Below are 25,407 nucleotides of genomic sequence, written 5' to 3' on the forward strand. Positions count from 1 at the left end.
CCCGGAGGACCGTACTCCGGGGTGCCCGTCTGCCGGGGAGGGCCTACCGGCCCGCGAGGGGGTTCTTCAGGCTGCCGACCAGCTGGAGCGCGCCGGACGGGTCCGCGAGGTCCACCATCTGCTTGTTGTTGCGCAGCTGGAGCCGGTTGAGGCAGGACAGCGCGAACTCGGGCGCGAACATGTCGTACCGGGCGAACTTGTCGGCCAGCTCCGGCACCGACGCCTGGTACTCGCGGGTGGCCTCGGCGACCGTGCGCCAGAAGTCCTCCTCCTCCAGGATGCCCTCGGTGGCCAGGTTCGCGGCGAGGAAGCGGAAGAAGCAGTCGAAGACGTCCGTGAAGATGGAGAGCAGCTTCTTGTCGTCGGGGACCTCCACCGCGATCCTCGACACCTCCGGAGGCAGCACCGCGTCCGGGTCCATCACCGCGATCTCCTCGGCGATGTCCTTGTAGACCGCCCGCTGCACGACGCCGTCCTTCAGCACCAGGATGACGTTCTCGCCGTGCGGCATGAAGACCAGGTCGTAGGCGTAGAAGCTGTGCAGCAGCGGGGTGAAGTAGGCCCGCAGGTAGTGCCGCAGCCAGTCCCTCGGGGCCAGGCCGGACCGCTCGATCAGCGCGCCCGCGAAGGACGCGCCCTCGTGGTCGACGTGCAGCAGGGAGGCCATGGTGGCCAGGGACTCGCCGTCCTGGAGGGACGGGACCGGGCTCTCCCGCCACAGGGCCGCCAGCATCTTGCGGTACGGCGAGTAGCGGTCGGTGGCCTTCTCGTACTCCAGGTGCCGGTAGCCGACCGCGGCCCGCTCCCGGATGATGGTCAGACCCGTCGCCTTCAGCACCGGGTCGCCCTCGATGAGCTGGGCGAGCCAGTCGTTGATCGCCGGCGTGGCCTCCATGTAGGCGGCGGACAGGCCGCGCATGAAGCCCATGTTGATGACGGACAGGGCCGTCTTCACATAGTGCTTCTCGGGGTGGGAGACGTTGAAGAAGGTCCGGATGGACTGCTGGGCCAGGTACTCGTCGTCGCCCTCGCCCAGGCAGACCAGGTGCTTCCGGGCGACCTCGGCGGCGAAGGTGACGGTCAGCTTGTTCCACCACTGCCAGGGGTGGACCGGGATGAGCAGGTAGTCGGCCGGGTCCAGGCCCTGCTCGCGCAGGATGCCGTGGAAGCGGTCGACGGTCGCCCCGCCCAGCTCCTGCCGGAAGAAGGACTCGTGGTCGATGCCGACGCCCGCGGTGAACGCGGCGCGCGAGCGGTGCGCGGCCAGCCACACCAGGCGGACCGGGCTCGCGGTCTCCGGGGCGTACGAGAGGTACTCGTGGATGCCGAAGCCGAGCCGTCCGTTGTTGGCCACGAAGCAGGGGTGGCCCTCGGTCATGCCGGTCTCGATCGCCTGGAAGCCGCTGCGGGCCAGCTCGGCGGCGGGGACCTGCGGTTTGGTCAGCTTGTAGCAGGTGCCGGAGAGGGTGGAGGAGATCTCCTCCAGGTAGACGGGCAGGATCTCGTCGCTCAGGCCCAGGGAGTCCTTCAGTTCGACGAAGAAGTCCAGGGCGGCGAGCGGGAGTTCGCCGCCGTCACGGTGGCGGGTGATGGACCCGGCGTCCACCTGCCAGTGGTCCAGGGCGCGGACGGTGGCGGCGAAGCGGTACGCGGTCTGGCCGTCGTCGCTGCGGACGACGTACCCCCCGCCGTCCCGCTCCGGGGTGAGCAGCCGCTCGTGGGTGAACTCGGCGAGCGCCTTGCGGATCAGCAGGCGGTTGGCCTGCTCCCAGCGCTCGGGGGTCAGGTGGGCCACGGCATCGGCGAGGCTCATGCTCCCACCGCCTTCTCGAACTGCTCGCGCGTGCAGAAACTCAGCAACGCCTTCTTCTCCGGCTTCTGGATCTCGCGTGCGGGGACGAATCCGACGGCCTCGTTCAGGGCGTGCACCGCCTTGTTGGTCACGTCCGGCTCGACGACCACGCGCCGGGTCGCCGGGTCCGCGAAGAGGTGGCGCATCACGGCGGTGATCACGGCGCGGGTGAAGCCGTGCACGGGCCGGTCGGTCGGCGCGACCAGGAAGTGCATGCCGACGTCGCCCGGCTCCGGCTCGTACAGCCCGACCAGCTCGCGGTGGGCCGGGTCGTACTTCTCCATCAGGAAGGCGGGGACGCCGTCGTGCAGGCCGAGGTAGGCGTGGTGGTGCTCGTCGGCCGCGATCTCCATGTAGGCGCGCTCGACGTCCACCAGCTCGGCGTCCTGCATCATCCAGAACGCGGCCTTGGGGTGGGTCACCCAGCCGTGCAGCAGCTCGGCGTCCTTCGTCGGGTCGAGCGGGCGCAGGGTGAGGGTGCCGACGGTGCGGGCGTTGGCGGCGGTGGTGCTCATACGGCGAACTCCTGGAACGCGATGGTCTTCTCGACCGGGTAGTACTCGGTGCCGAGCAGCTCTCGGATGATGTAGCTGTTGCGGTAGGCGCCCATGCCCAGGTCGGGGCTGGTGATGCTGTGCGTGTGCACGCCCGCGTTCTGCAGGAAGACGCCCTTGCCGGTGACGTCGACGGCGTAGTTGCGGGCGACGTCGAAGTTGCCCTGGGAGTCGTAGCGCAGCCGGTCGCGGACCGGCTTGAGGAACTCCGGCTCGGCGTACCGGTAGCCGGTGGCCAGGATCAGGCCGTCGGAGCGCAGCTCGAAGTCCTTGCCCTGCTCCTCCTGGCGGAAGGTGAGGGTGTAGGTGCCGTCCGCGTACCGGGCCTCGGTGAGCGCGGAGTTGGTGAGCAGCCGGGTGGGGACCGGGCCGCCGAGCTTCTTCTGGTAGAGCAGGTCGAAGATCTCGTTGATCAGATCGCCGTCGATGCCCTTGAACAGGCCCTTCTGCTGGGCGGTGAGGCGGTAGCGGGTGGCCTCGGGCAGTGCGTGGTAGTAGTCCACGTACTCCGGGGAGGTCATCTCCAGCGTCAGCTTGGTGTACTCCAGCGGGAAGAAGCGCGGGGAGCGGGTGACCCAGTTGAGCCGGTAGCCGTGGACGTCGATCTCGCTGAGCAGGTCGTAGTAGATCTCGGCGGCGGACTGGCCGCTGCCGACCAGCGTGATCGACTCCTTCCGCTGCAGCTCCGCCTTGTGCTGGACGTAGCGGGAGTTGTGGATGAAGTCGCCGGCCAGGCCCTGGCAGGCCTCGGGGATGTGCGGCGGGGTGCCGGTGCCGAGGACCAGGTGGCGGGCGCGGTAGGTGTCGCCGGAGGTGGTCTCCACGACGTACAGGCCGTCCTCGTCCCGGTACGTCACCTCGGTGACCGTCGTGCCGAAGCGGACGCTGGTCAGTTTGTTCGCGGCCCAGCGGCAGTAGTCGTCGTACTCGACGCGCAGCGGGTAGAAGTTCTCGCGGATGTAGAACGAGTACAGCCGGCCCTTCTCCTTCAGGTAGTTGAGGAAGGAGTAGGGGGAGGTCGGGTCGGCGAGGGTGACCAGGTCCGACATGAACGGGGTCTGGAGGTGGGCGCCGTCCAGGAACATGCCGGCGTGCCACTCGAAGTCGGGCTTGGACTCCAGGAAGACGCCGTCCAGCTCGGCGATGGGCTCGGTGAGGCAGGCGAGGCCGAGGTTGAAGGGGCCGAGCCCGATCCCCACGAAGTCGTAGGTCTTCGTCGTGGCGTCAGGAAGCGCGGTCAAGGGACTCTCCCAGGTACTGCTCGGCGTGGCCGGCGATCAGGTCGAGGACGGCGGCGATGTCGTCCGTCGTGGTCTCGGGGTTGAGCAGGGTGAACTTCAGGTAGTGGCGCCCGGCCACCTTGGTGCCCGCGACCACCGCGTCGCCGGAGGCGAACAGGGCCTTGCGGGCGTGGAGGTTGGCGCGGTCGATCTCGGCGGGGTCGGTGACGGCCGCCGGGATGTAGCGGAAGACCAGGGTGGACAGCGTCGGCTGGACCACCACGTCGAAGCGCGGGTCGGCGGCGAGCAGCTGCCAGCCCTCGGCCGCGAGGTCGCAGACCTCGTCGAACAGCTCGCCGATGCCGTCGGCGCCCATCACGCGCAGCGTCATCCACAGCTTGAGCGCGTCGAAACGGCGGGTGGTCTGCAGGGACTTGTCCACCTGGTTGGGAATACGTTCCTGCACCATGCGGCGCGGGTTGAGGTACTCCGCGTGGTAGGTGGCGTGGCGCAGCGTCGAGGCGTCCCGCACCAGCACGGCGGACGAACTCACCGGCTGGAAGAAGGACTTGTGGTAGTCGACGGTGACCGAGTCGGCCCGCTCGATGCCGCGCAGCCGGTCCCGGTACTTCAGCGAGGCGAGCAGTCCGCAGCCGTAGGCGGCGTCGACGTGCAGCCACGTGTCGTACTGGCCGCACAGCTCGGCGATCTCCGGCAGCGGGTCGATGGAGCCGAAGTCGGTGGTGCCCGCGGTGGCGACGACGGCCATGGGGACGAGGCCGTCCCGCGCGCAGCGCTCCAGTTCGCGGGCGAGGGCGACGGTCTGCATCCGCTTGTCGTGGTCGACCGGGATCGGGACCACGGCGTCCTGGCCGAGGCCGAGCAGCTTCGCCGACTTCTTCACGCTGAAGTGGCTGACCTCGGAGGCGAAGATGCGCAGACCGGCCAGGTCGGGGGACTTCGCCTCCTCGCGGGCCAGCAGCAGCGCCTGGAGGTTGGACTGGGTGCCGCCGGAGGTGAAGACGCCGTCGGCGGCGGGGCCGAGGCCGATGCGGGCGGTCGTCCAGTCGATCAGTTTCCGCTCGATGAGGGTGCCGCCGACCGACTGGTCCCAGGTGTCCAGGGAGGAGTTGACGGCGGACAGGACGGCCTCGCCGAGCACGGCCGGGATGACGACCGGGCAGTTGAGGTGGGCCAGGTAGCGGGGGTGGTGGAAGTAGATCGCGTCCCGGAGGTAGACCTCCTCCAGTTCGTCGAGGACCGCGGCCGTGTCGTGCAGCGGCTCGTCGAGGTCGATCTCGTCGATGCGGGGGGACAGGGCGTCGACCGCGACGCCGGTGAACGGACGGTCGGTGGTGGCGAGTTTGGCGGCCACCCGCTCGACTCCTTCGGTCACGGAACGGCGGTACTGCTCCGCGGTGGTGTCGTTGAGCAGGTGCGAGCGCATGTGGGGGTCCTCCGGTGGGGACGGTCCGTGAGGGACGAGAAGAAGGCGGAGCCGGGGCGGAGTTCCGGCCGGGGCGGGCGGCTCCAACTTAGGTAAGCCTAACCTAATCGGAGACGGGGTAAACGCGGGCTTCTACGTGACTAGCGTCACTCGCGCGCCAACAGCCCCAGGGCGTACGGGAGTCAAGCCTCTTCCCGCAGCTGCTCCTCCGTCAGTCCACGGCGCCAGTAGCCGACGAAGGTGACCCGGCGCCGGTCGATGCCGCGCTCGCCCACGAAGTGCCGGCGCAGCTGCTTCACACAGCCGGACTCGCCCGCCATCCACACGTACGGGCGCTGGGCGGCGGGGAGTTCGGCGGAGCGGATGGCGTCGAGAGCCAGGGGAGAGCCTTCGGCGCGGTCCGGGGCCGCGTCCCGGACCAGCCAGGTGATCTCGGCGTCCGCCGTGGTCGTCAGCTCCTGGACGTCCTCGGCGTGCGGCACCTCCAGCCACACCCGGGCGCGGGTGCCGGGCGGCAGCGCCTCGACGACCGCCGTAGCGGCGGGGACGGCGGTCTCGTCGCCCCAGATCACCACCAGGTCGGTGTCCTCGGGCGGCCGGAAGCGGATGGCCCGGTTGTCCGCGATCGCCGGGCCGAGCACCAGCACCCGGTCGCCGGCCGCGGCGCGCGCGGCCCAGCGCGAGGCGGGCCCGGCCTCGATCGCGGCACCCGGCTCGACGCCGTGCAGCACGAAGTCGATGTCGATCTCGGTGGTGCGGCCGTGGTCGTCCCGGCGCAGCGACCGCAGGGTGTACGAGCGCATCACCGCCCGTACGTCGTCGGGGAGTTCCCGCCAGCCCTGCCACCAGCCGTCGCCCAGCTCCAGGGGAACCCGCGGCTCGCTCTGGCCGGGCTGCGGCAGGAACAGCGACAGGGACTGGTCGTGCCCGTCGGAGTGGAAGGCGTGCAGATCGGGTCCCGCGAACGTCACCCGGGTCAGGGACGGGCCGAGCCGCCTCGTCCGTACGACCTGGAGGGAGAAGAAACGGAACGGGGCGGCTACGGCAGTCGTCACTCAAGGCTCCTGCGAGTCGGGGTGGGCCGGGGTCAGCTGACCTTCTTCGCCTTCTCGATGGCCTCGGCGAGGTTGTCGAGAAGCGGCGTGCACTTGTCGTACGACAGGATCGGCTCCGGGGACCGGGCGATGACCTGGCCGGCCTTGACCGCGGGCAGCTTCTTCCAGGTGCCCTCGGTGATGTCGGCCGGCTGGATGGTGGAGGAGCGGTCGTCCATGATGATGACGTCCGCCGGGTACTTGTCGACGTTCTCCCAGCTGAGGCTCTCGAACCAGCCGCCGGTCGCCTTCTTGGCCTCCTCCGAGGGCTCGACGAAGTTCACGCCGAGGGCCTTGAAGTACTCCAAATCCACCGAGAGGTTGGTGCCGGAGACGTAGAAGAGCTGGTCGCTCGCCGAGCCGGCCAGCACCTTGATCTCGGGGCGGGCCTTGGCGGCCTTGCGCAGCCGCTCGCTGGCGGTCTCGAAGTCCTTCTTGGCCTGGACCACCTTCTCGGCCTGCATGTCCGCGCCCAGCGACTCGGCCAGCTCCCACATGCGCTGGAGCGGCCGGCTCAGCTGGCGGTCGAAGACGGAGATGGCGACGCTCGGCGCCAGCTGCGCGATCTTGTCCTTGGACTCCTCGGGGACCGACCAGAGGGTGCCCGCGGTGTCGAACGTGGTGCTGATCAGCAGCTCGGGGGAGAGAGCCGCGTACTTCTCGACGTTGAGCTTGCCCCACTCGTTGCCGAGGACGGTGACCTTGCTGACGTCCATGTCGCCGGCCTGGACGTCGGGCTTGCCGTCCTTGGTGGTGGTCGGGCCGAAGACGCCCTTGACCTGGATGCCGTAGTCCCAGAGGGCGGCGGCGACACCGGTGAAGGCCACGATGTCCGTGGGGACCTTGTCGAGCTTCACGGTCTTGCCGCGGTCGTCCTTGAAGGTCCAGGGGCCGGACTTGGCGGCAGCCGTCTCCTTGTCCGAGCCACCGTTTTTCGCGTCGTCGTCACCGCAGGCCGTGAGCACGGCACCGAGGCCGAGTGCGCCGCCCGCGGCGAGTATTCCGCGGCGGGTGAGGTGGGTAGCTCTGGCGTTGGGCATGGCGTAGCTGCTTTCGAACGGGGCGGAGCGTCCGCTGGGACAGTTCGAAGGTAGGTTAGCCTAACCTCAGGTCTTGTCCAGTGGGCGGGGTCACTCCGCGCCCGTCCGAAGCGCGGCCGGGCAGGGTGAGTTCAGCTCACCAGCCCCAACTCCCTTGCGATCAGCATCCGCTGGACCTCGCTGGTGCCCTCGCCGATCTCCAGGATCTTCGAGTCACGCCACATCCGGGCGACCGGGTACTCGTTCATGAAGCCGTAGCCGCCGTGGATCTGCGTGGCGTCCCGGGCGTTGTCCACCGCGACGGTCGACGAGTACAGCTTCGCCAGAGCCGCCTCCTTCTTGAACGGCTCGCCCGTCACCAGCCGGGAGGCCGCGTCCCGCCAGGCGAGCCGGGCGGTGTGCGCCTTCATCTCCATATCGGCGATCTTGAACTGGATCGCCTGGTTCGCACCGATCGGCCTGCCGAAGGCGTGACGTTCCTTCGCGTACTTGACCGACTCGTCCACACAGCCCTGCGCCAGGCCGGTGGCCAGCGCCGCGATGGCGATCCGGCCCTCGTCGAGGATGCGCAGGAACTGGGCGTAGCCGCGGCCCTCCTCGCCCAGCAGGTTGGCGGCCGGGACCCGTACGTCGTCGAAGGACAGCTCACGGGTGTCGGAGGCGTTCCAGCCGACCTTGGAGTACGGCGGGGCGACCGTGAAGCCGGGCGTGCCCGAGGGCACGATGACGGCCGAGATCCGCGGCCTGCCGTCCGGCTTGCGGCCGGTGACCGCCGTGACCGTGACCAGACCGGTGATGTCCGTGCCGGAGTTGGTGATGAAGCACTTGGTGCCGTTGATCACCCACTCGTTCGTCGTCTCGTCCAGCCGCGCCGTGGTCCGGGTCGCACCCGCGTCCGAGCCGCCGTCCGGCTCGGTCAGGCCGAAGGCGCCGAGCATCTCGCCGGCGCACAGCTTCGGCAGCCACTGCCGCTTCTGCTCCTCGGTGCCGAACAGGTGCAGCGGCATCGCGCCCAGCGAGACGCCCGCCTCCAGCGTGATGGCGACCGAGGAGTCGACGCGGGCCAGCTCCTCCAGCGCGATGCCGAGGGCGAGGTAGTCGCCGCCCATGCCGCCGTACTCCTCCGGGAAGGGCAGGCCGAACAGGCCCATGCGGCCCATCTCGCGGACGATCTCGTACGGGAACTCGTGCCGCTCGTAGAAGTCGCCGATCTTGGGCGCCACGACGTCGTGCGCGAACTCCTCCACCGTGCGGCGGAGTTCCTCGAGTTCTGGGGAGAGCTTGTGGTCCATGGTTGTCACTGCTCCTTGTGGGAGGCGGCGTCGGAGCCGGTGGAGGAGAGGGCTCGTACGGTGCGGGACGGGCTGGGGCGGCCCAGCCGGCCGGCCATCCAGACGCTCGTGGCGACGAGACGGCCGAGGTCGACCCCGGTGTCGATGCCGAGGCCGTGCAGCATCCACACCAGGTCTTCGGTGGCGAGGTTGCCGGTGGCGGACTTGGCGTACGGGCAGCCGCCCAGGCCGCCCGCGGAGGCGTCCACGGTCGTGACGCCGCACTGGAGGGCGGCGAGGGTGTTGGCGAGCGCCTGCCCGTAGGTGTCGTGGAAGTGCACGCCCAGCACCTCCGTGGCGATGCCGGCCTCGCCGAGGGCGGTGAGCAGCGCGGTGACGTGGCCCGGGGTGGCCACGCCGATGGTGTCGCCGAGGCTCAGTTCGTCGCAGCCCATGCCGACCAGGGCGCGGCAGACCCGGACCACCTGCTCGACGGGGACCGCGCCCTCCCAGGGGTCGCCGAAGCACATGGACAGATAGCCGCGGACGTGGCCGTCGGCCGCCTTGGCGCGGGCCACCACCGGCTCGAACATGGCCAGCGCCTCGTCCACCGTGCGGTTGAGGTTGGCCTTGGCGAAGGACTCCGTCGCGCTGGCGAAGACGGCGACCCGCCGGGCGCCGAGGGCCAGCGCGCGGTCCAGGCCGCGCTCGTTGGGGACCAGGACGGGCAGGTCCACGGGGAGTTCCGCGACCTGCGGGTACAGCTGCTCGGCGTCCGCCAGCTGGGGCACCCACCTGGGGTGGACGAAGCTGGTCGCCTCGATGGTCGTCAGGCCCGCGTCGGCCAGCCGCCGGACGAACTCCGCCTTGACGTCCGTCGGGACGGTGGCCTGCTCGTTCTGCAGGCCGTCGCGGGCGCCGACCTCGTGGATGCGGACGCGGGCGGGCAGTCCCGGGGCCGGGACGGTCATGGGCAGTCCGTCGGTCATGCCGTCTCCTCCTTCGCCGTGGCCTCCCTCGCCGGGTCCTCCACAGGGGCGATGACCGCCAGGACCTGGTCCATGGCGACCGCCGTGCCGGGGGCGACGTCGAGTTCGGCGACCGTGCCGGCGTGCGGGGCGGAGATGACGTGCTCCATCTTCATCGCCTCCACGACCAGCAGGCTCTGTCCGGCGGCCACCTCGTCGCCGACGGCGACCTTCACCACCGTCACCGTCCCCGGCATGGGCGCGGTGAGCGAGTCGGCGCCCGCGTGCGCGGCGCGGGTGAGGGAGGCGGTGACCGGGTCGTGGTCGCGCACGTGCCAGGCGTCGCCGTCGCGGCCGAGCCAGTCGGCGGCGCGGTGGAAGGTGTGCCGGACGCCGTCGAGGGTGACGGACACCCGGTCCTCGGTGACGGTGTGGGTGCCGCGCGGAGTGTGCTCGACGGGGTCGCCGCCGGCCTTGAGCGGGAAGGCGACGGGCCTGTGCTCGCCGCCGAGGCGCCAGCCGCTCGGCACCGAGAACGGGTCCGTCCAGCCCGTGCCCCGGGGGCGCAGCGCGTCCAGGCGCACGGCCGCCGCCGCCTCGTACACCTCCTCGGGCACGTCCGTGGTGACCAGGCCGTCGACCTCGCGCTCGACCAGCCCGGTGTCCATCTCGCCGGACACGACCGCCGGATGGGCGAGCAGCCGCCGCAGGAACCCGGCGTTGGTCTGCACACCCAGCGTCACCGTCTCCGCCAGCGCCGCCCGCAGCTTGCGCAGGGCCGAGGCGCGGTCGGGGCCGTAGGCGATCACCTTGGCCAGCATCGGGTCGTAGAGGCTGCCGACCTCCGTGCCCTCGGTCAGCCCCGAGTCGGTGCGGACGCCGTCGCCCTGCGGCTCGCGCAGCCGCAGCACCGTGCCGCCGGACGGCAGGAAGCCGCGCGCGGGGTCCTCGGCGCACAGCCGGGCCTCGACCGCGTGCCCGGTGAGCCGCACGTCCTGCTGCCCGAACGCCAGCGGCTCGCCCGCCGCCACGCGCAGCTGCCACTCCACCAGGTCCAGGCCGGTGACCAGTTCGGTGACCGGGTGCTCGACCTGGAGGCGGGTGTTCATCTCCATGAAGTAGTACGAGGACGGGTCGGTGCCGGGGACGATGAACTCCACCGTGCCCGCGCCCCGGTAGCCGCAGGAGCGGGCCGCCTGGACCGCCGCCTCGCCCATCGCGGCCCGCGTGGCCTCGTCGAGGAGCACACTCGGCGCCTCCTCGATGATCTTCTGGTGCCGGCGCTGGAGCGAGCACTCGCGCTCGCCGAGGTGGACGACACCGCCGTGCCCGTCCGCCAGGACCTGGATCTCGATGTGCCGGGGCCGGTCGATCCACCGCTCCACCAGCAGCGTGTCGTCCCCGAAGGAGGCGCGGGCCTCGCGGCGGGCGGCGGCGATCTCGTCGGCGAGCAGGGACTCGTCCCGCACCAGCCGCATGCCCTTGCCGCCACCGCCGGCCGACGGCTTCAGCAGCACCGGCGTGCCGATCTCGCGGGCCGCGGCCACGAGCTGCTCGTCCGTCAGGCCGCTGCCGCTGGAGCCGGGCACGACGGGGACGCCCGCCGCCTTCACCGTCTCCTTGGCCCGGATCTTGTCGCCCATCAGCGCGATGGCGTCCGCGGGCGGGCCGATGAAGACCAGCCCGGCGGCCTCGCAGGCCCGTGCGAACTCGGCGTTCTCCGCGAGGAAGCCGTACCCGGGGTGGACGGCCTGGGCGCCGGTGCGGGCGGCGGCGTCCAGCAGCCGCTCCACCGACAGATAGCTCTCCGCGGCCGGGGGCGGGCCGATCCGCACCGCCGTGTCGGCCTCCCGCACGTGCCGGGCGTCCGCGTCGGCGTCGGAGAAGACGGCCACCGAGCGCACGCCGAGCGAGCGCAGCGTCCGGATGACACGGACGGCGATCTCGCCCCGGTTGGCCACCAGTACTGTGTCGAACATCGTCGTACTCCCCCTCACATCCGGAAGACGCCGAACTGGGGTTCACCCAGGGGCGCGTTGGCGCAGGCGGTCAGGGCCAGGCCCAGCACCTGACGGGTCTCGAGCGGGTCGATCACGCCGTCGTCCCACAGGCGGGCGGTCGCGTAGTAGGCGTTGCCCTGCCGCTCGTACTGCGCACGGACGGGCGCCTTGAACGCCTCTTCCTCCTCCGCCGGCCAGGACTCGCCGCGGGCCTGAAGCTGGTCCCGCTTGACGGTCGCCAGCACGCTGGCGGCCTGCTCGCCGCCCATCACGGAGATCTTGGCGTTCGGCCACATCCACAGGAAGCGGGGGGAGTAGGCCCGGCCGCACATCGAGTAGTTCCCGGCGCCGTAGGAGCCGCCGACCACCACCGTCAGCTTCGGCACGCGCGTGCAGGCCACCGCCGTGACCATCTTGGCGCCGTGCTTGGCGATGCCGCCGGCCTCGTAGTCCTTGCCGACCATGAACCCGGAGATGTTCTGCAGGAACACCAGCGGGATGCCGCGCTGGTCGCACAGCTCGATGAAGTGGGCGCCCTTCTGGGCGGACTCGGCGAACAGGATGCCGTTGTTGGCGACGATCCCGACCGGGTGGCCGTGGATCCGGGCGAAGCCGGTGACGAGGGTCTGCCCGAACTCGGACTTGAACTCGGCGAAGCGGGAGCCGTCGACCACGCGCGCGATGATCTCGCGGACGTCGTAGGGGGTGCGGGAGTCGACCGGCACCGCGCCGTACAGCCCGTACGGGTCGACCTTGGGCTCGACGGACTCGGTGACCGACCAGGGCAGGGGGCCGCGCCCGGGCAGGGTGGCGACGATGTTCCGCACGATCCGCAGGGCGTGCGCGTCGCTCTCCGCGAGGTGGTCGGTCACGCCCGACACACGCGCGTGCACCTCGCCGCCGCCCAGCTCCTCGGCGGTCACCACCTCGCCGGTGGCCGCCTTCACCAGCGGCGGGCCGCCCAGGAAGATCGTCCCCTGGTTGAGGACGATCACGGCCTCGTCGCTCATCGCGGGCACGTACGCGCCACCGGCGGTGCAGGACCCGAGGACGGCGGCGATCTGCGGGATGCCGGCGCCCGACATCCGGGCCTGGTTGTAGAAGATCCGGCCGAAGTGGTCCCGGTCGGGGAAGACCTCGTCCTGCATCGGCAGGAAGGCCCCGCCGGAGTCGACCAGGTACAGACAGGGCAGCCGGTTGTCGAGCGCGACCTCCTGCGCGCGCAGATGCTTCTTCACGGTCATCGGGTAGTACGTGCCGCCCTTGACCGTGGCGTCGTTGGCGACGATCACGCACTCCCGGCCGCTGACCCGGCCGATCCCGGCGATCACCCCGGCGGCCGGCGCCTGCCCGTCGTACAGCCCGTCGGCCGCGAGCGGCGCCAGCTCCAGGAACGGCGAGCCCGGATCCAGCAGGCCGTCCACCCGGTCCCGCGGCAGCAGCTTGCCGCGCGCGGTGTGCCGGGCCCTGGCCTTCTCGCCGCCGCCGAGCCGGGCCGCGGCCAGCTTGGCGCGCAGCTCCTCGACGAGGGCGCGGTGCGCCTCCTCGTTGGCCCGAAAGGCCTCCGACGCGGGATCGGCCGCGCTCGTCAGCTCCGGTGCCTCATGCATCCTGCGGTCCCCTCACCCAGTGGTCCACCAGTTAATGAGCGTTAACGCATTTCCCTCAGGTTAACGAACGCTAACCTCCCTGTCTAGAATCGTCTCCATGGCCACCAGAACCGACGCCCCCACCCGCCGCGAGCAGATCCTCAAGGAGGCCGCCCGGCTGTTCGCCGAGCGCGGCTTCCACGGGGTGGGCGTGGACGAGATAGGCGCGGCGGTGGGCATCAGCGGGCCCGGCCTGTACCGGCACTTCGCCGGCAAGGACGCGATGCTCGCCGAGCTGCTGGTGGGCATCAGCGGTCAGCTCCTGACGGGTGCGAAGCGGCGCCTGGCGGAGGCCGAGCGTGCGGACGGCGCCGGCGGGGCGGCCCCCGAGGCGGTCCTCGACTCGCTGATCGAGGGGCACATCGACTTCGCGCTCGACGACCGCCCGCTCATCACCCTGCACGACCGCGAGCTGGACCGCCTCCGGGACACCGACCGCAAGATGGTCCGCCAGCTTCAGCGCCAGTACGTCGAGCTGTGGGTGTCCGTGGTCCGCCGGGTCTACCCGGGGCTGAGCGAGCCCAGCGCCCGCTCGGCGGTCCACTCCGTCTTCGGCCTGCTCAACTCCACTCCCCACCTGGGCCGCCCCGGCTCCCTGCCGGGCCGCGGCACGACGGCCGCGCTGCTGCACCGGATGGCCCGGGGGGCGTTCGCGGCGGCGGGGGCGGACGGGACGCCGTAGGGCGGCGTGCGCGCGGGCCCGGCAGGCTCACGGACCTCTCACCGCGCCGGCCGGCAGGTTCCGGCGCCTCCCGCCGCGCCGGGCGGCCGGACGTGACCCGCGTCCCAGCGGGCGATACGCCCGGGACCCGCACGGGCGGCTGCCCTCACAATGGAGCCATGCCGATACCCGGGACACCCAGCCGCGCCGAACTCGTCGAACACCTGGTCAGGACCCGCATCGCGGGTGACGTGGCCACACCCCGCGAGAACAACCTCTCCCACTACCGGAAACTCGCGAACGGCGACCGCCACTACTGGCTCGGCCTGGAGCTGGGCGACCGCTGGACCGACGAGCAGGACGTCCTCGCGGTGATGGCGGAGCGGGCCGGCGTCAACGACGACCCCGAGTGCCGGTACGGCCAGGACACCATCGACCCCGAGCTGACCGTCGCCGCCCTGGAGCGCATGGCCGGACGGCTGCGCAAGGCGGCCGACGGCGGGCAGCGGGTGCTGTTCGCCACCGGCCACCCGGGCGGGCTGCTCGACGTGCACCGGGCCACCGCCGCCGCGCTGCGCGCCGCCGGCTGCGAGATCGTCGTCATCCCGGAGGGACTGTCGACGGACGAGGGATACGTCATGCAGTTCGCGGACGTGGCGGTGCTGGAGCACGGCGCCACGCTGTGGCACACCCACTCCGGCGAGCCGATGCGGGCCATCCTCACCGGCCTGGAGCGCGAGGGCCGCCCGCTGCCCGACCTGGTCGTCGCCGACCACGGCTGGGCCGGGTACGCGGGACAGCACGGCGTCGACTCCGTCGGCTACGCCGACTGCAACGACCCGGCGCTCTTCCTCGCCGAGTCCGAGGGCACCGTCCAGGTCACGGTGCCGCTGGACGACCACGTGGTCAGCCCCCGCCACTACGACCCGATGACGGCGTATCTGCTGGCGGAGGCGGGACTGGCCTAGCCGGGGGACCGGGTCGGCGGCGGGACCGGCCTGGCCGGGGGACCGGGTCGGCGGCGGGGCCGGCCTGGCCGGGGGACCGGGTCGGCGGCGGGGCCGGCCTGGCCGGGGGACCGGCCCGGGGCAGGACCTCACGGCCAGGGGTTCAGCCCCTCCGTCCTGCGCTGCGCGTAGCCGGGCGTCGGGTCCAGGTAGACCCGGCGCACCCCGGGCAGCGCCGCGCGCAGCCGGTGTTCGGCTTCCTCGCAGGCCCACTCGATCTGGGCCGCCGTGGACACGTCCCGGAAGTCGACCTTGGCGGCGACCAGGGCCTGGTGCGGCCCCTGCACCAGCGTGGTCAGCTCCAGCACCGCCTCGACGTGCTCCACCGCCAGCAGCTCCGCCCGGACCCGCTCCCGCAGGGGCACCGGCAGCGGGCGTCCGATGAGGAACCCGGCGTTGGACCGGCCGAGCACCCAGGCGACGTACAGCAGCACGGTGCCGATGCACAGCGAGGCGACGCCGTCCCACACGCCCGAACCGGTGAGCTGCCCGCCCAGCAGCCCGCCCGCGGCCAGCACCAGGCCGATCAGGGCGGCGGAGTCCTCCAGGACGACGGCCTTCACGGCGGTGTCCGGGGTGCGGCGCAGATACCGGCCGAAGGGCACCCGGAAGCGGGCCGCCTCACCGCGCGCCTGCCGCACACCCGTCCGCAGCGAGTAGGCCTCCAGCCCGAAGGCGACCGCCAGGACGGCGTACGCCACCAGCGGGTCGCCCGGCTCCTCGCCCGCTACGAGGGTGTGGACACCGTCGTAGAAGGAGAAGACCGCGCCGCCCACGAAGGTGGCGACGGCGGCGAGCAGCGCCCAGATGTAGCGCTCGGGGGCGTGGCCCAGGGGATGGTCCTCGTCGGCGGGCTTCTCGCTGCGCTTGAGCGAGGCCAGCAGCATGACCTCGGTGACCGTGTCGGCGACCGAGTGCGCCGCCTCCGACAGCATCGCGCTGGACCCGCTGAGCACGCCGGCCACCGCCTTGGCGAGCGCGATGCCCAGATTGGCGAGGGCGGCGACGATCACCGTGAAGGTGCTCTCGCCGCCGCCCGGAGCGGCCTGTGGAGCGGCTTGTGGAGGGGTGTGAGCCATGCCCCTCAGTGTTCCCGGGGGACGCGCACCACGCCTTCCTGGATCACCGAGATGGCGAGCCGCCCGTCCTGTGTGTAGATGCGGGCCTGGCCGAGTCCCCGGCCGCCGTGCGCCGACGGGGACTGCTGGTCGTACAGCAGCCACTCGTCGGCGCGGAACGGCCGGTGGAACCACATCGCGTGGTCCAGCGACGCCCCGACGACGTCCCCGACGGCCCAGCCGCCCCGGCCGTGCGCGAGCAGCACCGAGTCCAGCAGCGTCATGTCGGAGACGTAGGTGGCCAGCACGACGTGCAGGTGGGGGTTCCCCCGGACGGAGTCTGGGGGAGGGTCGTCGGCGAGCTTGCCGTTGGTGCGGAACCACACCTGCGAGTGCGGCTCCCGGGGCTCGCCGAAGCTGCCGAACGGCGGGTCGTCGACGTAGCGCAGGTCGACCGCCGCGCGTGCCTCGATGAACCGCTCGACGGTCTCGGCGGGCAGGTGCGGGTAGCTGCGCAGCCGTTCCTCGCCGGTGGGCAGCGTGGCCGGGTCCGGCGCGGGCGGCATCGGGGCCTGGTGGTCCAGGCCCTCCTCGTACGTCTGGAAGGACGCCGACAGGCCGAAGATCGGCTTGCCGTGCTGGACGGCGACCACCCGGCGGGTGGTGAAGGAGCGTCCGTCGCGCAGCCGGTCGACGTTGTAGACGATCGGGGCGTCCGGGTCGCCGGGGCGCAGGAAGTACGCGTGCAGGGAGTGCGCGAGCCGGTCCGCGGGGACCGTGCGCCCGGCGGCGACCAGCGCCTGGGCGGCCACCTGCCCGCCGAAGACCCGGGGGACGACGGCGGAACGGGAGTGGCCGCGGTAGATGTCCTCCTCGATCCGCTCCAGGTCGAGCAGATCGAGGAGGGACTGGAGTGCGTCGCTCATGCCCTGCGGTCTACAGGCCCATGTCCTTGGCGATGATCATCTTCATGACCTCGCTGGTGCCGCCGTAGATGCGGTTGACGCGGTTGTCCGCGTACAGGCGGGCGATCGGGTACTCGTTCATGTAGCCGTAGCCGCCGTGCAGCTGGAGGCACCGGTCGATGACGCGGTGGGCGACCTCGGTGCAGAACAGCTTGGCGCTGGCGGCCTCGGCGGCGGTCAGCTCACCGGCGTCCAGGGCCTCCAGGGCGCGGTCGGCGACCGCCTCGGCGGCGTCCACCTCGGCCTGGCAGGCGGCCAGCTCGAACTTGGTGTTCTGGAACGCGGCGACCGGCTTGCCGAAGACGGTGCGGTCCTGGACGTACTGCTTGGCGAACCGGACGGCGGCCTTGGCCTGGGCGTAGGCGCCGTAGGCGATGCCCCAGCGCTCGGACGGCAGGTTGGCGCCGAGGTAGGAGAAGCCCTTGTTCTCCTCGCCGAGCAGGTCCTCGACGGGCACCTTGACGTCGACGAACGCCAGCTCGGCGGTGTCGGAGGTCCTCAGGCCCAGCTTGTCGAGCTTGCGGCCGACCGAGTAGCCCTCGGACTTGGTGTCCACGGCGAACAGCGAGATGCCGTAGCGGCGGTCCTCGGGGGTGGGCGGCGCGGTGCGGGCGCAGACGATGACCTTGTCGGCGTGCACACCGCCGGTGATGAAGGTCTTGGCGCCGTTGAGGACGTAGTGGGTGCCGTCCTCGCTCAGCTTGGCGGTGGACTTCATGCCCGCGAGGTCGGAGCCGGTGCCCGGCTCGGTCATCGCGATGGCCCACATCTCCTCGCCGGAGACGAACTTCGGCAGGTAGCGCTTCTTCTGCTCGTCGTTGGCGAGCATCTTGATGTAGGGCAGGGCGAGCAGGACGTGCACGCCGGAGCCGCCGAAGCTGACGCCCGCGCGGGCGGTCTCCTCGTACTGGATCGCCTCGAACTTGTGGCTGTCCAGGCCGGCGCCGCCGAACTCCTCCGGGACGTTGATGCCGAACAGGCCCAGCTCGGCCAGCTTGTAGTAGAACTCGCGCGGCGCCTGGCCCGCGGCGAACCACTCGTCGTAGACCGGGACGACCTCGGCCTCGATGAAGGCGCGCAGGGTCTCCCGGAACGCCTCGTGATCCTCGTTGAACACCGTACGGCGCACGCCGCCACCTCCACCGGTACGTCTCTGTCTAAGCGCTTGCTCAGATTGCACCGTACCGGTCGGTAGGGAGGGCGTCCAGGGAGGGGGACGGGTAACGCTCGTCACGCGGGTCGCGTCCAGGGTCGTACTCAGATCCGCCGCAGCGCGAACCACAGCTCCATCCGTACGTCCGGATCGTCCAGGTCGGCGTCGAGCAGGGCCGCGCAGCGGGCGATGCGCTGGCGGACGGTGTTGCGGTGCACGGACAGGGCGACGGCGGTGCGGTCCCAGCTGCCGTGCAGGGAGAGCCAGGTGCGCAGCGTCTCCGGCAGCGCCGGGACGGCCGCGAGGGGCGCGAGCAGGGCGCGGGCGTGCGCCTCGGCCTCCTCGTCCGGGAGCAGGTCGGTCAGGGCGGGCCGGTCGGCGTGGCGGACCAGCGGGGTGCGCCGGGCGCGGGCGCGGGCCAGGGCGCGGGCCGCCTGGGCGTCGGCGGCCGGCCAGTCGCGCGGGGCGACGGGGGCGCTGACGCCCAGGGTCCAGCCGGGCTGCGGGGCCGGTTCGCGGCCGGCGGGCAGCACCACCCGTACGACGTCCCCCGCGGTGTCCACCAGCGGCGAGCCGAGCGCCGTGCCCAGGGCCGAGGCGGCCACCGGGTCGGGGACGGGGCGGGCGCCGGGGCGGGCGGTGCCGTCGGTGCCATCGGGCCTTGCGGTGCTGTCGGGCTTTGCGGTGCCCTCGGGCCTTGCGGTGCCGTCGGGGTGGGCGTGCACGACGTGCCAGTGCGCGGCGTCACCGAGCAGCGGCGCGACCTCCTCCGGCGGGACGCCCAGCAGCAGGCGAACGAGGGCAGAGGAGCGGGCCGCGCCGGTGCCGCTGTGGTGCTCGCCGGTGAGCAGGGTGAGCAGCACGGCGGCGACCGAGGCGATGGTGTGGTCCCCGGGCTCCCGGTGCGGCGCGGCGACGCCGAGGACGAAGCCGTCCCGGGCGGCGCCGAGGGCGTAGGCGGACAGGTGGACACCGGCGACCGTGTCGGTGGCGGTCGTGGACGGCCGGGCGGCGACGAAGCGGGCCAGGTCGGCCAGGGCCGCCCGCGTCCCCTCCGGCTGCTCCCGCCCCACCGTCGCGATCTCGGCGCCCTCCGGCCCGTACAGCGCCGCCCGGCCCCCGAGGCGGGCGGCGAGCCGGCGCAGCACCGCCGGTACCGGGTCCGTGGAGGAGGCCGCGGCGGCCAGGCCGTGCTGGGCCTCCGACACCCGGCGCAGCTCCGCCAGCCGCGCCTGCGCCATCAGCTGCCACACCGCGCGGGCCACCGCCGCGAACGTCGTCCGCTGCGGCACCTCCAGCAGCGGCAGCCCGTGCCTCTCGCAGGCCGCGGCCAGCGCCCGCGGCACGGTGTCCCGCACGGGCGCCACGCCGAAGCCGAGGGCGGCACCGCCCGCGGCCACGATCCGGGAGACGTAGCCGTCGAAGTACGCGTCCTCGTCGGCGGCCCGGGGGATGTGCACGCCGGCCGTCAGCAGCAGCTCGCCGCCGAGCAGGTACGGGAACGGGTCGGACATCTCCGAGGTGTGCGCGGCGTGGATCACCACGCCCGGGCCGGGGCCGGCGACGACCTCGCGCAGGGCCAGGTCCTCGCGGGACAGCAGGGCCGCGAGGGGCACGGGAGGCGTGGGAGGGACGGCCGGTTCCTGCACGATGGACATTCCCTCCACTTCAGCGGCCCCCAGTGGATGAAACGTACACTTCGCAGCCGCTTTTCGGCCACCTACTGTCAATCCAGACCGGAAGCCACACCGGCCGCAGCGGGTACGGGCGGATGTCCCCGCGACGCGCGCCACCCGGTCGTCCCCATCAGCACGACACGCCACCGGAGTGCGCGAAGGAGGGCCCCATGGCCGTCGACTACCTAGTGATCGTCGTCTATCTGGCCGGCATGCTGGCCATGGGCTGGTGGGGCATGCGCCGCGCCAAGTCCAAGAGCGAGTTCCTCGTGGCCGGCCGCCGTCTCGGCCCCGCCATGTACTCCGGCACCATGGCGGCGATCGTCCTCGGCGGCGCGTCCACCATCGGCGGCGTGGGCCTCGGCTACCAGTACGGCCTGTCCGGCGCCTGGATGGTGGTCACCATCGGCCTCGGCCTGCTCGCGCTCTCCGTCTTCTTCTCCGCCCGCATCGCCCGCCTGAAGGTCTACACCGTCTCCGAGATGCTCGACCTGCGCTACGGCGGCCGGGCCGGCGTCATCTCCGGCGTGGTCATGTGGGCGTACACGCTGATGCTGGCCGTCACCTCCACCATCGCCTACGCCACGATCTTCGACGTCCTCTTCGACGTGAACCGCACGCTCGCGATCATCCTCGGCGGCTCGATCGTCGTCGCCTACTCCACGCTCGGCGGCATGTGGTCCATCACCCTCACCGACATGGTGCAGTTCGTGGTGAAGACCATCGGCGTGCTGCTCCTGCTGCTGCCCATCGCCGTCGTCAAGGCCGGCGGGTTCAGCGGGATGAAGGCCCAGCTGCCGACCTCGTACTTCGACCCGCTGGGCATCGGCGGCGAGACGATCTTCACCTACGTGCTGATCTACACCTTCGGCATGCTCATCGGGCAGGACATCTGGCAGCGCGTCTTCACCGCACGCAGCGACAGGACCGCCAAGTGGGGCGGCACGATATCCGGCACCTACTGCCTCGCCTACGCCGTCGCCGGCGCGATCATCGGCACGGCCGCCAAGGTGCTGTACCCGAACCTCGCCAACGCCGACGACGCCTTCGCCACCATCGTCAAGGACGAGCTGCCGGTCGGCGTGCGCGGCCTGGTGCTGGCCGCCGCCCTCGCCGCCGTGATGTCGACGTCGTCCGGTGCCCTGATCGCCTGCGCCACCGTCGCCAACAACGACATCTGGGCGCGGCTGCGCGGCGTGGTCCGCGAGACGGAGGGGGACGTGCACGACGAGGTGAAGGGCAACCGCGCCTTCATCCTCCTCATGGGCGCCGCGGTGATCTGCGCGGCCATCGCGGTGAACGACGTGGTCGAGGCACTGACCGTCGCCTACAACCTCCTCGTCGGCGGCCTCCTCGTCCCGATCCTCGGCGGGCTGCTGTGGAAGCGCGGCACCGTGCAGGGCGCCCTCGCCGCGGTCACGGTCGGCGGCCTGGCGGTCGTCGGCCTGATGGCGGCCTACGGCATCCTCGCCAACCAGCCCGTCTACTACGGACTGCTCGCCTCGCTGGCCGCCTACGTCGTCGTGTCCCTGGTCACCAGGCCCACCGACGCGGCCGTCCTCGCCGCCTGGCGGGAGCGCCTCGCCGGACGGGCCCCCGAACCCGTGTCCGAACCGGTGCCGGCTCCCCGCTAGAGTCGGACCATAGCAAGTAGTACATACGCGACGAAGCGTACGAAGGAAGGCAGTTCATGAGCAGCAACGAGACGCCCCGCGGCCCCGTCGACTCCTCCCGCGTCCCGCGGTACGCCGGCCCCGCGACCTTCGCCCGGCTGCCCCGCCTGGACGAGGTCGGCACCGCCGACGTCGCCGTGGTGGGCGTGCCGTTCGACTCGGGCGTCTCCTACCGGCCCGGCGCCCGCTTCGGCGGCAACGCCATCCGCGAGGCGTCCCGGCTGCTGCGCCCGTACAACCCGGCGCAGGACGCCTCCCCCTTCGCGCTCGCCCAGGTGGCGGACGGCGGCGACATCGCCGTGAACCCGTTCAACATCAACGAGGCCGTCGAGACCGTCGAGGCGGCGGCCGACGACCTGCTCGGCACCGGCGCCCGCCTGATGACCCTGGGCGGCGACCACACCATCGCCCTCCCGCTGCTGCGCTCGGTGGCGAAGAAGCACGGCCCGGTCGCCCTGCTCCACTTCGACGCCCACCTGGACACCTGGGACACCTACTTCGGCGCCGAGTACACGCACGGCACCCCGTTCCGCCGGGCGGTCGAGGAGGGCATCCTCGACACCTCCGCGCTCTCCCACGTCGGTACGCGCGGCCCGCTGTACGGCAAGCAGGACCTCGACGACGACGCCAAGATGGGCTTCGGCATCGTGACGTCGGCCGATGTGATGCGGCGCGGTGTGGACGAGGTCGCCGACCAGCTCCGCCAGCGCATCGGCGACCGCCCGCTGTACATCTCCATCGACATCGACTGCCTGGACCCGGCCCACGCGCCCGGCACCGGCACCCCGGAGGCGGGCGGCATGACCTCCCGCGAGCTGCTGGAGATCCTGCGCGGCCTGGCCTCCTGCAACCTGGTGTCGGCGGACGTCGTCGAGGTGGCCCCCGCGTACGACCACGCGGAGATCACGTCGGTGGCGGCGTCCCACACGGCGTACGAACTGACCACGATCATGTCCCGACAGATTGCCGAGGCGCGCGCGAAGTGACCCACGACCACGACCTGGTACTCCGCCCGACCCCCGCCCAGGCGGAGGCCGCGCTGAACCCTCCCCCCGGCCGCAACGGCGGAGACCTGGTCGTGGAGACCCTGGCCGGGCTCGGCGCGACCACCGTCTTCGGCCTGCCCGGCCAGCACGCCCTCGGCATGTTCGACGCCCTGCGCCGCTCGGACCTGCGCTACGTCGGCCTGCGGGTGGAGAACAACGCGGGCTTCGCGGCCGACGCGTACGGCCGGATCACGGGTGAGGCGGCGCCGCTGCTGCTGTCGACCGGCCCCGGCGCGCTGACGTCGCTCGCCGCGCTCCAGGAGGCCCGGGCGGCCTCGGCCCCGGTGCTGGCGATCAGCAGCCAGATCCCGAGGGCGGGTCTGGGCGGCGGCCGGCACGGCTACCTCCACGAACTGCCCGACCAGGCGGCGTCCTTCCGGGGCGTGGTGAAGTCCGTCCACACGGTCCGCGCCCAGTCCCAGATCCCGTCGGCGATCGCGGAGGCCTGGAAGTCGGCGCTGACGGCCCCGCACGGCCCGGTGTGGGTGGAGATCCCGCAGGACGTGCTGCTGGCCGACGCCTCGCTCCCGGTGGTGACGGGCGTGGACGCGACGCCGGAGGACCTGGTCCCGCGGGTGGAGCTGACCGCGGTCGCGGCCGACCTGCTCTCCCGCGCCGCCCGCCCGGCGATCATCGCGGGCGGGGGAGTGGTCCGCTCGGACGCGACGGGCAAGCTGCGGCAGCTGGCCGAGCGGCTGCAGGCCCCGGTCGTGACGACGTTCGGCGGCAAGGGCGCGTTCCCTTGGGAACACCCCCTCTCCCTCCAGTCCTGGCTGGAGGACCGCCACACGACGGACTTCCTGGAGGACGCCGACGTCCTGCTGGTGGTCGGCTCGGGCCTCGGCGAACTCTCCTCCAACTACCACACGTTCAAGCCCCGCGGCCGGGTGATCCAGATCGAGGCCGACCTCGGCAAGCTGGAGTCCAACCACCCGGCCCTGGGCATCCACGCCGACGCCCGCCTGGCCCTCCAGGCCCTGCTGGAGACGGTGGAGGAGCGCCGGGACGAGACGGCACCGAGCCGCGTCCGCGACGTACTCGGCCGGGTCCGCGACCGCATCGCGTCCCAGGACCTCACCATGGAGCAGGAGGTCCTGGCGTCGGTCCGCCGGGCGCTCCCGGCCGACGCCCCCAGCTTCTGGGACATGACGATCCTGGCCTACTGGGCCTGGTCGGCCTTCGACGCCAAGGGCCCCAACACCATGCACTCGGCCCAGGGCGCCGGCGGCCTCGGCTACGGCTTCCCCGCCGCCCTCGGCGCCGCGGCGGCCGACCCGACCCGCCCGGTCCTGGCGGTGTCCGGCGACGGAGGCGCCCTGTACTCGATCGCCGAGCTGGCGACGGCCCGTCAGTACGACCTGCCGGTCACCTGGCTGATCGTGGACGACGGCGGCTACGGCATCCTGCGCGAGTACATGACCGACGCCTTCGGCCGGGCCACGGCGACGGAGCTGACCCGCCCGGACTACGTGGCCCTGGCGGAGTCGTTCGGGGTACCGGGCGTACGGACGTCACCGGAAACCCTGGAGACGGACCTGTCCAAAACCCTGTCGGCCCCGGGGCCGTCGGTGGTGGTCCTCCCGGCGGTGCTGAGGATGTTCGCGCCTACGCATCTGCCTTCAACGCCCTGACGAACGACGCCCAGCCAGCTGTGGAGAAGACCACGGCCGGTCCATGGGGGTTCTTGGAGTCGCGGACGGGGACGCCGGAGGAGTGGTTGTCGAGGACTTCCAGGCAGCTGCCGGCGTTGTCGTCGCTGTACGACGACTTGCGCCAGCCGGTCAGCGTGGTCGCGTCGGGGATGATGTGCTCAGTCATGGTGCCCGTACTCCTTCGCACTGGCCCTGAGCAGGGCTAGTGAGTCCTTCAACGGCATCGCGTCGCTCAGCGCGAGATCGTAGCGATGGTGCAACTTGTGGACTGCGGGCGGGGAGTCGTGCAGCTTCCCCACATGCCCGCCCTCGGTGTAGGCCAGCGGTGGTTGGTCCTCGAACCACATCAGCGTGAGCATGCTGCTCATCAGCGGATGATGGCCCACGGCGAATGGCAGCACGTGCACACGGACGCGTCCAGCCTCGGAGAGACGCGCGACATGCATGATCTGCTCCGCCATGACGTCGGCGCTGCCGATGGGACGCCGCAACAGTGTCTCGTCCAGCAGTGCCCACACCACAGGCGTCACCGGGTCGTCGAGAATCTTCGCCCGCTCAAGGCGTGTGACAACCCGCCTGTCACATTCCTCGTCGCTCACCGGAGGGAACGCCATGCCCAGAACCGCACGCGCGTACCGTTCCGTCTGAAGAATGCCCGGGAAGTACGCGAGTGCGAACTCGCGGATCTCCACCGCCTGTTGTTCGAGGACGCGCACCCTCTCGAAGTACTCGGCGACCGACACGTCGTCGTCCTGCGGCAGAAATCTGCTGAGCACGTCCCCGGTGTTCAGAGCGTTGTCCAGCCGCCGCGCGTCCTCTCTGGACGGCACCCGGCGCCCCGCCTCGATGTGCGCGATGTGCGAACGCGTCATGAACGCTATGTCGGCCAGTTGCTGCTGGGTCAGCCCCGCGGTCTCCCGCTGCTGCCTGAGCCAGTCGCCGTAGATGTTGCTCACCGGTTCGACCCCCGGGTGACAAAGCCACCGTCACGTCCGCACTACTGGCGAGCCTAGCCCCGGCCGTCTCACTGTGTACGCGATTCGCTACGGAAAGCGATCCCCCCTCCCGCGGACACACCGAACGGAGCCGCCGTCATGCCCGACGGAATGGACGCACCCCGCCTGCTGCCCTGGCAGAGCGACGAGGGCAAGCCCTGTTACCTGCTCACGGACGGCACCGGCCCCCTGTCCCGGCTCGCCGACCACGTTGAGACGGTGCAGCTGGAGACGGCCGCCCGACTCCTCGCCCACGCCGCCGACCTGCTGGCCGCACCCCGGGCGACACCCGACCAGCTCCGCTTCCTCCTGCACCGGATGCACGAGTCCCTGACCGACGTCCACCGCATCGCCCGGAGCCGGGGTGTCAGGCCCCCGGTCTAGGGTGAGAACGACCGCCCGTTCGAACTGCGCCGCGAGGTTCAC

General features: G+C 71.8%; 22 protein-coding genes. 6 read left to right on the plus strand and 16 right to left on the minus strand.

Annotation, left to right across the window (positions count from 1 at the left end; translation table 11 throughout):
* Positions 1-43 precede the first annotated feature (43 nt).
* The 10 genes from ACLGIH_RS21990 to ACLGIH_RS22035 all read right to left on the minus strand — a co-directional run bounded on the left by ACLGIH_RS21990 (position 44) and on the right by ACLGIH_RS22035 (position 13,056).
* On the minus strand, positions 44-1,813 hold the full coding sequence (locus ACLGIH_RS21990) for an IucA/IucC family protein (protein WP_416526975.1): 1,770 nt from the start codon (positions 1,811-1,813) through the stop codon (positions 44-46).
* Positions 1,810-2,367 carry a GNAT family N-acetyltransferase gene (locus tag ACLGIH_RS21995; protein WP_416526976.1) on the minus strand — a complete coding sequence of 186 codons (558 nt, stop codon included), beginning with the start codon at positions 2,365-2,367 and terminating at the stop codon, positions 1,810-1,812. The genes ACLGIH_RS21990 and ACLGIH_RS21995 overlap by 4 nt, the downstream gene beginning before the upstream one ends.
* Positions 2,364-3,647 carry a lysine N(6)-hydroxylase/L-ornithine N(5)-oxygenase family protein gene (locus ACLGIH_RS22000; RefSeq protein WP_416526977.1) on the minus strand — a complete coding sequence of 428 codons (1,284 nt, stop codon included), beginning with the start codon at positions 3,645-3,647 and terminating at the stop codon, positions 2,364-2,366. The genes ACLGIH_RS21995 and ACLGIH_RS22000 overlap by 4 nt, the downstream gene beginning before the upstream one ends.
* Positions 3,631-5,073 carry a lysine decarboxylase DesA gene (gene desA, locus ACLGIH_RS22005; RefSeq protein ID WP_416526978.1) on the minus strand — a complete coding sequence of 481 codons (1,443 nt, stop codon included), beginning with the start codon at positions 5,071-5,073 and terminating at the stop codon, positions 3,631-3,633. Before desA ends, ACLGIH_RS22000 begins: the two co-directional genes overlap by 17 nt.
* A 182-nt stretch (positions 5,074-5,255) precedes the next feature.
* Positions 5,256-6,128, minus strand: coding sequence for a siderophore-interacting protein (locus tag ACLGIH_RS22010; RefSeq protein ID WP_416526979.1), 873 nt, complete (start codon positions 6,126-6,128; stop codon positions 5,256-5,258).
* 32 nt (positions 6,129-6,160) lie between these two features.
* The gene (locus ACLGIH_RS22015; RefSeq protein ID WP_416526980.1) at positions 6,161-7,207 is read right to left on the minus strand and encodes an ABC transporter substrate-binding protein; all 1,047 of its coding nucleotides are present in this window, start codon (positions 7,205-7,207) and stop codon (positions 6,161-6,163) included.
* A gap of 131 nt (positions 7,208-7,338) precedes the next feature.
* The gene (locus tag ACLGIH_RS22020) at positions 7,339-8,499 is read right to left on the minus strand and encodes an acyl-CoA dehydrogenase family protein (RefSeq protein ID WP_416526981.1); all 1,161 of its coding nucleotides are present in this window, start codon (positions 8,497-8,499) and stop codon (positions 7,339-7,341) included.
* A gap of 5 nt (positions 8,500-8,504) precedes the next feature.
* Entirely contained in the window at positions 8,505-9,467 is a 963-nt protein-coding gene (locus ACLGIH_RS22025; protein ID WP_416526982.1) for a hydroxymethylglutaryl-CoA lyase, read from the minus strand.
* Entirely contained in the window at positions 9,464-11,425 is a 1,962-nt protein-coding gene (locus ACLGIH_RS22030) for an acetyl-CoA carboxylase biotin carboxylase subunit (RefSeq protein WP_416526983.1), read from the minus strand. The genes ACLGIH_RS22025 and ACLGIH_RS22030 overlap by 4 nt, the downstream gene beginning before the upstream one ends.
* 14 nt (positions 11,426-11,439) lie before the next feature.
* A complete protein-coding gene (locus ACLGIH_RS22035; RefSeq protein ID WP_416526984.1) occupies positions 11,440-13,056 on the minus strand; it encodes a carboxyl transferase domain-containing protein in 1,617 nt (538 codons plus the stop codon).
* Between the two features lie 97 nt (positions 13,057-13,153).
* Here ACLGIH_RS22035 and ACLGIH_RS22040 point away from each other — a divergent pair, with 97 nt between their 5' ends.
* Complete coding sequence (locus ACLGIH_RS22040; RefSeq protein WP_416526985.1) at positions 13,154-13,777, plus strand: SACE_7040 family transcriptional regulator; 624 nt, start codon at positions 13,154-13,156, stop codon at positions 13,775-13,777.
* Positions 13,778-13,935: 158 nt separating this feature from the next.
* Positions 13,936-14,724: a phosphatase gene (locus ACLGIH_RS22045; RefSeq protein WP_416526986.1), complete on the plus strand. Its 789-nt coding sequence runs from the start codon at positions 13,936-13,938 to the stop codon at positions 14,722-14,724.
* 128 nt (positions 14,725-14,852) lie between these two features.
* On the opposite strand, the gene ACLGIH_RS22050 is transcribed toward ACLGIH_RS22045, so the two are convergent.
* The 4 genes from ACLGIH_RS22050 to ACLGIH_RS22065 form a co-directional block, all read right to left on the minus strand.
* Positions 14,853-15,842, minus strand: a complete 990-nt coding sequence (locus tag ACLGIH_RS22050) for a cation diffusion facilitator family transporter (RefSeq protein ID WP_416526987.1) — start codon at positions 15,840-15,842, stop codon at positions 14,853-14,855.
* Positions 15,843-15,847: 5 nt separating this feature from the next.
* Entirely contained in the window at positions 15,848-16,747 is a 900-nt protein-coding gene (locus ACLGIH_RS22055; protein ID WP_416526988.1) for an acyl-CoA thioesterase, read from the minus strand.
* A 10-nt stretch (positions 16,748-16,757) separates the two neighbouring features.
* Positions 16,758-17,915, minus strand: a complete 1,158-nt coding sequence (locus tag ACLGIH_RS22060) for an acyl-CoA dehydrogenase family protein (RefSeq protein WP_416526989.1) — start codon at positions 17,913-17,915, stop codon at positions 16,758-16,760.
* A gap of 128 nt (positions 17,916-18,043) precedes the next feature.
* Positions 18,044-19,597 carry a PucR family transcriptional regulator ligand-binding domain-containing protein gene (locus ACLGIH_RS22065; RefSeq protein ID WP_416526990.1) on the minus strand — a complete coding sequence of 518 codons (1,554 nt, stop codon included), beginning with the start codon at positions 19,595-19,597 and terminating at the stop codon, positions 18,044-18,046.
* Positions 19,598-19,785: 188 nt separating this feature from the next.
* Here ACLGIH_RS22065 and ACLGIH_RS22070 point away from each other — a divergent pair, with 188 nt between their 5' ends.
* Genes ACLGIH_RS22070 through ACLGIH_RS22080 form a run of 3 tightly spaced genes read left to right on the plus strand, consistent with a single transcriptional unit; the run spans position 19,786 to position 23,965 of the window.
* Positions 19,786-21,249: a sodium:solute symporter family protein gene (locus ACLGIH_RS22070; RefSeq protein WP_416526991.1), complete on the plus strand. Its 1,464-nt coding sequence runs from the start codon at positions 19,786-19,788 to the stop codon at positions 21,247-21,249.
* A gap of 56 nt (positions 21,250-21,305) precedes the next feature.
* Complete coding sequence (gene speB, locus ACLGIH_RS22075) at positions 21,306-22,274, plus strand: agmatinase (RefSeq protein WP_416526992.1); 969 nt, start codon at positions 21,306-21,308, stop codon at positions 22,272-22,274.
* Complete coding sequence (locus ACLGIH_RS22080) at positions 22,271-23,965, plus strand: thiamine pyrophosphate-binding protein (RefSeq protein ID WP_416526993.1); 1,695 nt, start codon at positions 22,271-22,273, stop codon at positions 23,963-23,965. The genes speB and ACLGIH_RS22080 overlap by 4 nt, the downstream gene beginning before the upstream one ends.
* Here ACLGIH_RS22080 and ACLGIH_RS22085 read toward each other — a convergent pair.
* Both ACLGIH_RS22085 and ACLGIH_RS22090 read right to left on the minus strand, forming a co-directional pair.
* Positions 23,940-24,152: a DUF397 domain-containing protein gene (locus tag ACLGIH_RS22085; RefSeq protein WP_416526994.1), complete on the minus strand. Its 213-nt coding sequence runs from the start codon at positions 24,150-24,152 to the stop codon at positions 23,940-23,942. The two genes, ACLGIH_RS22080 and ACLGIH_RS22085, sit on opposite strands and share 26 nt — an antisense overlap.
* Positions 24,145-24,942, minus strand: a complete 798-nt coding sequence (locus ACLGIH_RS22090; RefSeq protein WP_416526995.1) for a helix-turn-helix domain-containing protein — start codon at positions 24,940-24,942, stop codon at positions 24,145-24,147. The genes ACLGIH_RS22085 and ACLGIH_RS22090 overlap by 8 nt, the downstream gene beginning before the upstream one ends.
* Before the next feature lie 138 nt (positions 24,943-25,080).
* Between ACLGIH_RS22090 and ACLGIH_RS22095 the strand changes: the two genes are divergently transcribed.
* On the plus strand, positions 25,081-25,365 hold the full coding sequence (locus ACLGIH_RS22095; RefSeq protein WP_416526996.1) for a hypothetical protein: 285 nt from the start codon (positions 25,081-25,083) through the stop codon (positions 25,363-25,365).
* Positions 25,366-25,407: the final 42 nt, after the last annotated feature.

Origin of the sequence: Streptomyces hamibioticus (assembly GCF_047946815.1) — a bacterium.
Taxonomy (GTDB): Bacteria; Actinomycetota; Actinomycetes; order Streptomycetales; family Streptomycetaceae; genus Streptomyces.

Excerpts from the sequence above, each read along its gene's own strand:
- ACLGIH_RS21995 (WP_416526976.1), bottom strand. The coding sequence starts at position 2,367 with ATGAGCACCACCGCCGCCAACGCCCGCACCGTCGGCACCCTCACCCTG.
- ACLGIH_RS22035 (WP_416526984.1), bottom strand. The coding sequence starts at position 13,056 with ATGCATGAGGCACCGGAGCTGACGAGCGCGGCCGATCCCGCGTCGGAG.
- ACLGIH_RS22085 (WP_416526994.1), bottom strand. The coding sequence starts at position 24,152 with ATGACTGAGCACATCATCCCCGACGCGACCACGCTGACCGGCTGGCGC.
- ACLGIH_RS22095 (WP_416526996.1), top strand. The coding sequence starts at position 25,081 with ATGCCCGACGGAATGGACGCACCCCGCCTGCTGCCCTGGCAGAGCGAC.
- ACLGIH_RS22045 (WP_416526986.1), top strand. The coding sequence starts at position 13,936 with ATGCCGATACCCGGGACACCCAGCCGCGCCGAACTCGTCGAACACCTG.
- ACLGIH_RS22055 (WP_416526988.1), bottom strand. The coding sequence starts at position 16,747 with ATGAGCGACGCACTCCAGTCCCTCCTCGATCTGCTCGACCTGGAGCGG.
- speB (WP_416526992.1), top strand. The coding sequence starts at position 21,306 with ATGAGCAGCAACGAGACGCCCCGCGGCCCCGTCGACTCCTCCCGCGTC.
- ACLGIH_RS22050 (WP_416526987.1), bottom strand. The coding sequence starts at position 15,842 with ATGGCTCACACCCCTCCACAAGCCGCTCCACAGGCCGCTCCGGGCGGC.
- ACLGIH_RS22070 (WP_416526991.1), top strand. The coding sequence starts at position 19,786 with ATGGCCGTCGACTACCTAGTGATCGTCGTCTATCTGGCCGGCATGCTG.
- desA (WP_416526978.1), bottom strand. The coding sequence starts at position 5,073 with ATGCGCTCGCACCTGCTCAACGACACCACCGCGGAGCAGTACCGCCGT.
- ACLGIH_RS22065 (WP_416526990.1), bottom strand. The coding sequence starts at position 19,597 with ATGTCCATCGTGCAGGAACCGGCCGTCCCTCCCACGCCTCCCGTGCCC.
- ACLGIH_RS22015 (WP_416526980.1), bottom strand. The coding sequence starts at position 7,207 with ATGCCCAACGCCAGAGCTACCCACCTCACCCGCCGCGGAATACTCGCC.
- ACLGIH_RS22040 (WP_416526985.1), top strand. The coding sequence starts at position 13,154 with ATGGCCACCAGAACCGACGCCCCCACCCGCCGCGAGCAGATCCTCAAG.
- ACLGIH_RS22030 (WP_416526983.1), bottom strand. The coding sequence starts at position 11,425 with ATGTTCGACACAGTACTGGTGGCCAACCGGGGCGAGATCGCCGTCCGT.
- ACLGIH_RS22020 (WP_416526981.1), bottom strand. The coding sequence starts at position 8,499 with ATGGACCACAAGCTCTCCCCAGAACTCGAGGAACTCCGCCGCACGGTG.
- ACLGIH_RS21990 (WP_416526975.1), bottom strand. The coding sequence starts at position 1,813 with ATGAGCCTCGCCGATGCCGTGGCCCACCTGACCCCCGAGCGCTGGGAG.
- ACLGIH_RS22025 (WP_416526982.1), bottom strand. The coding sequence starts at position 9,467 with ATGACCGACGGACTGCCCATGACCGTCCCGGCCCCGGGACTGCCCGCC.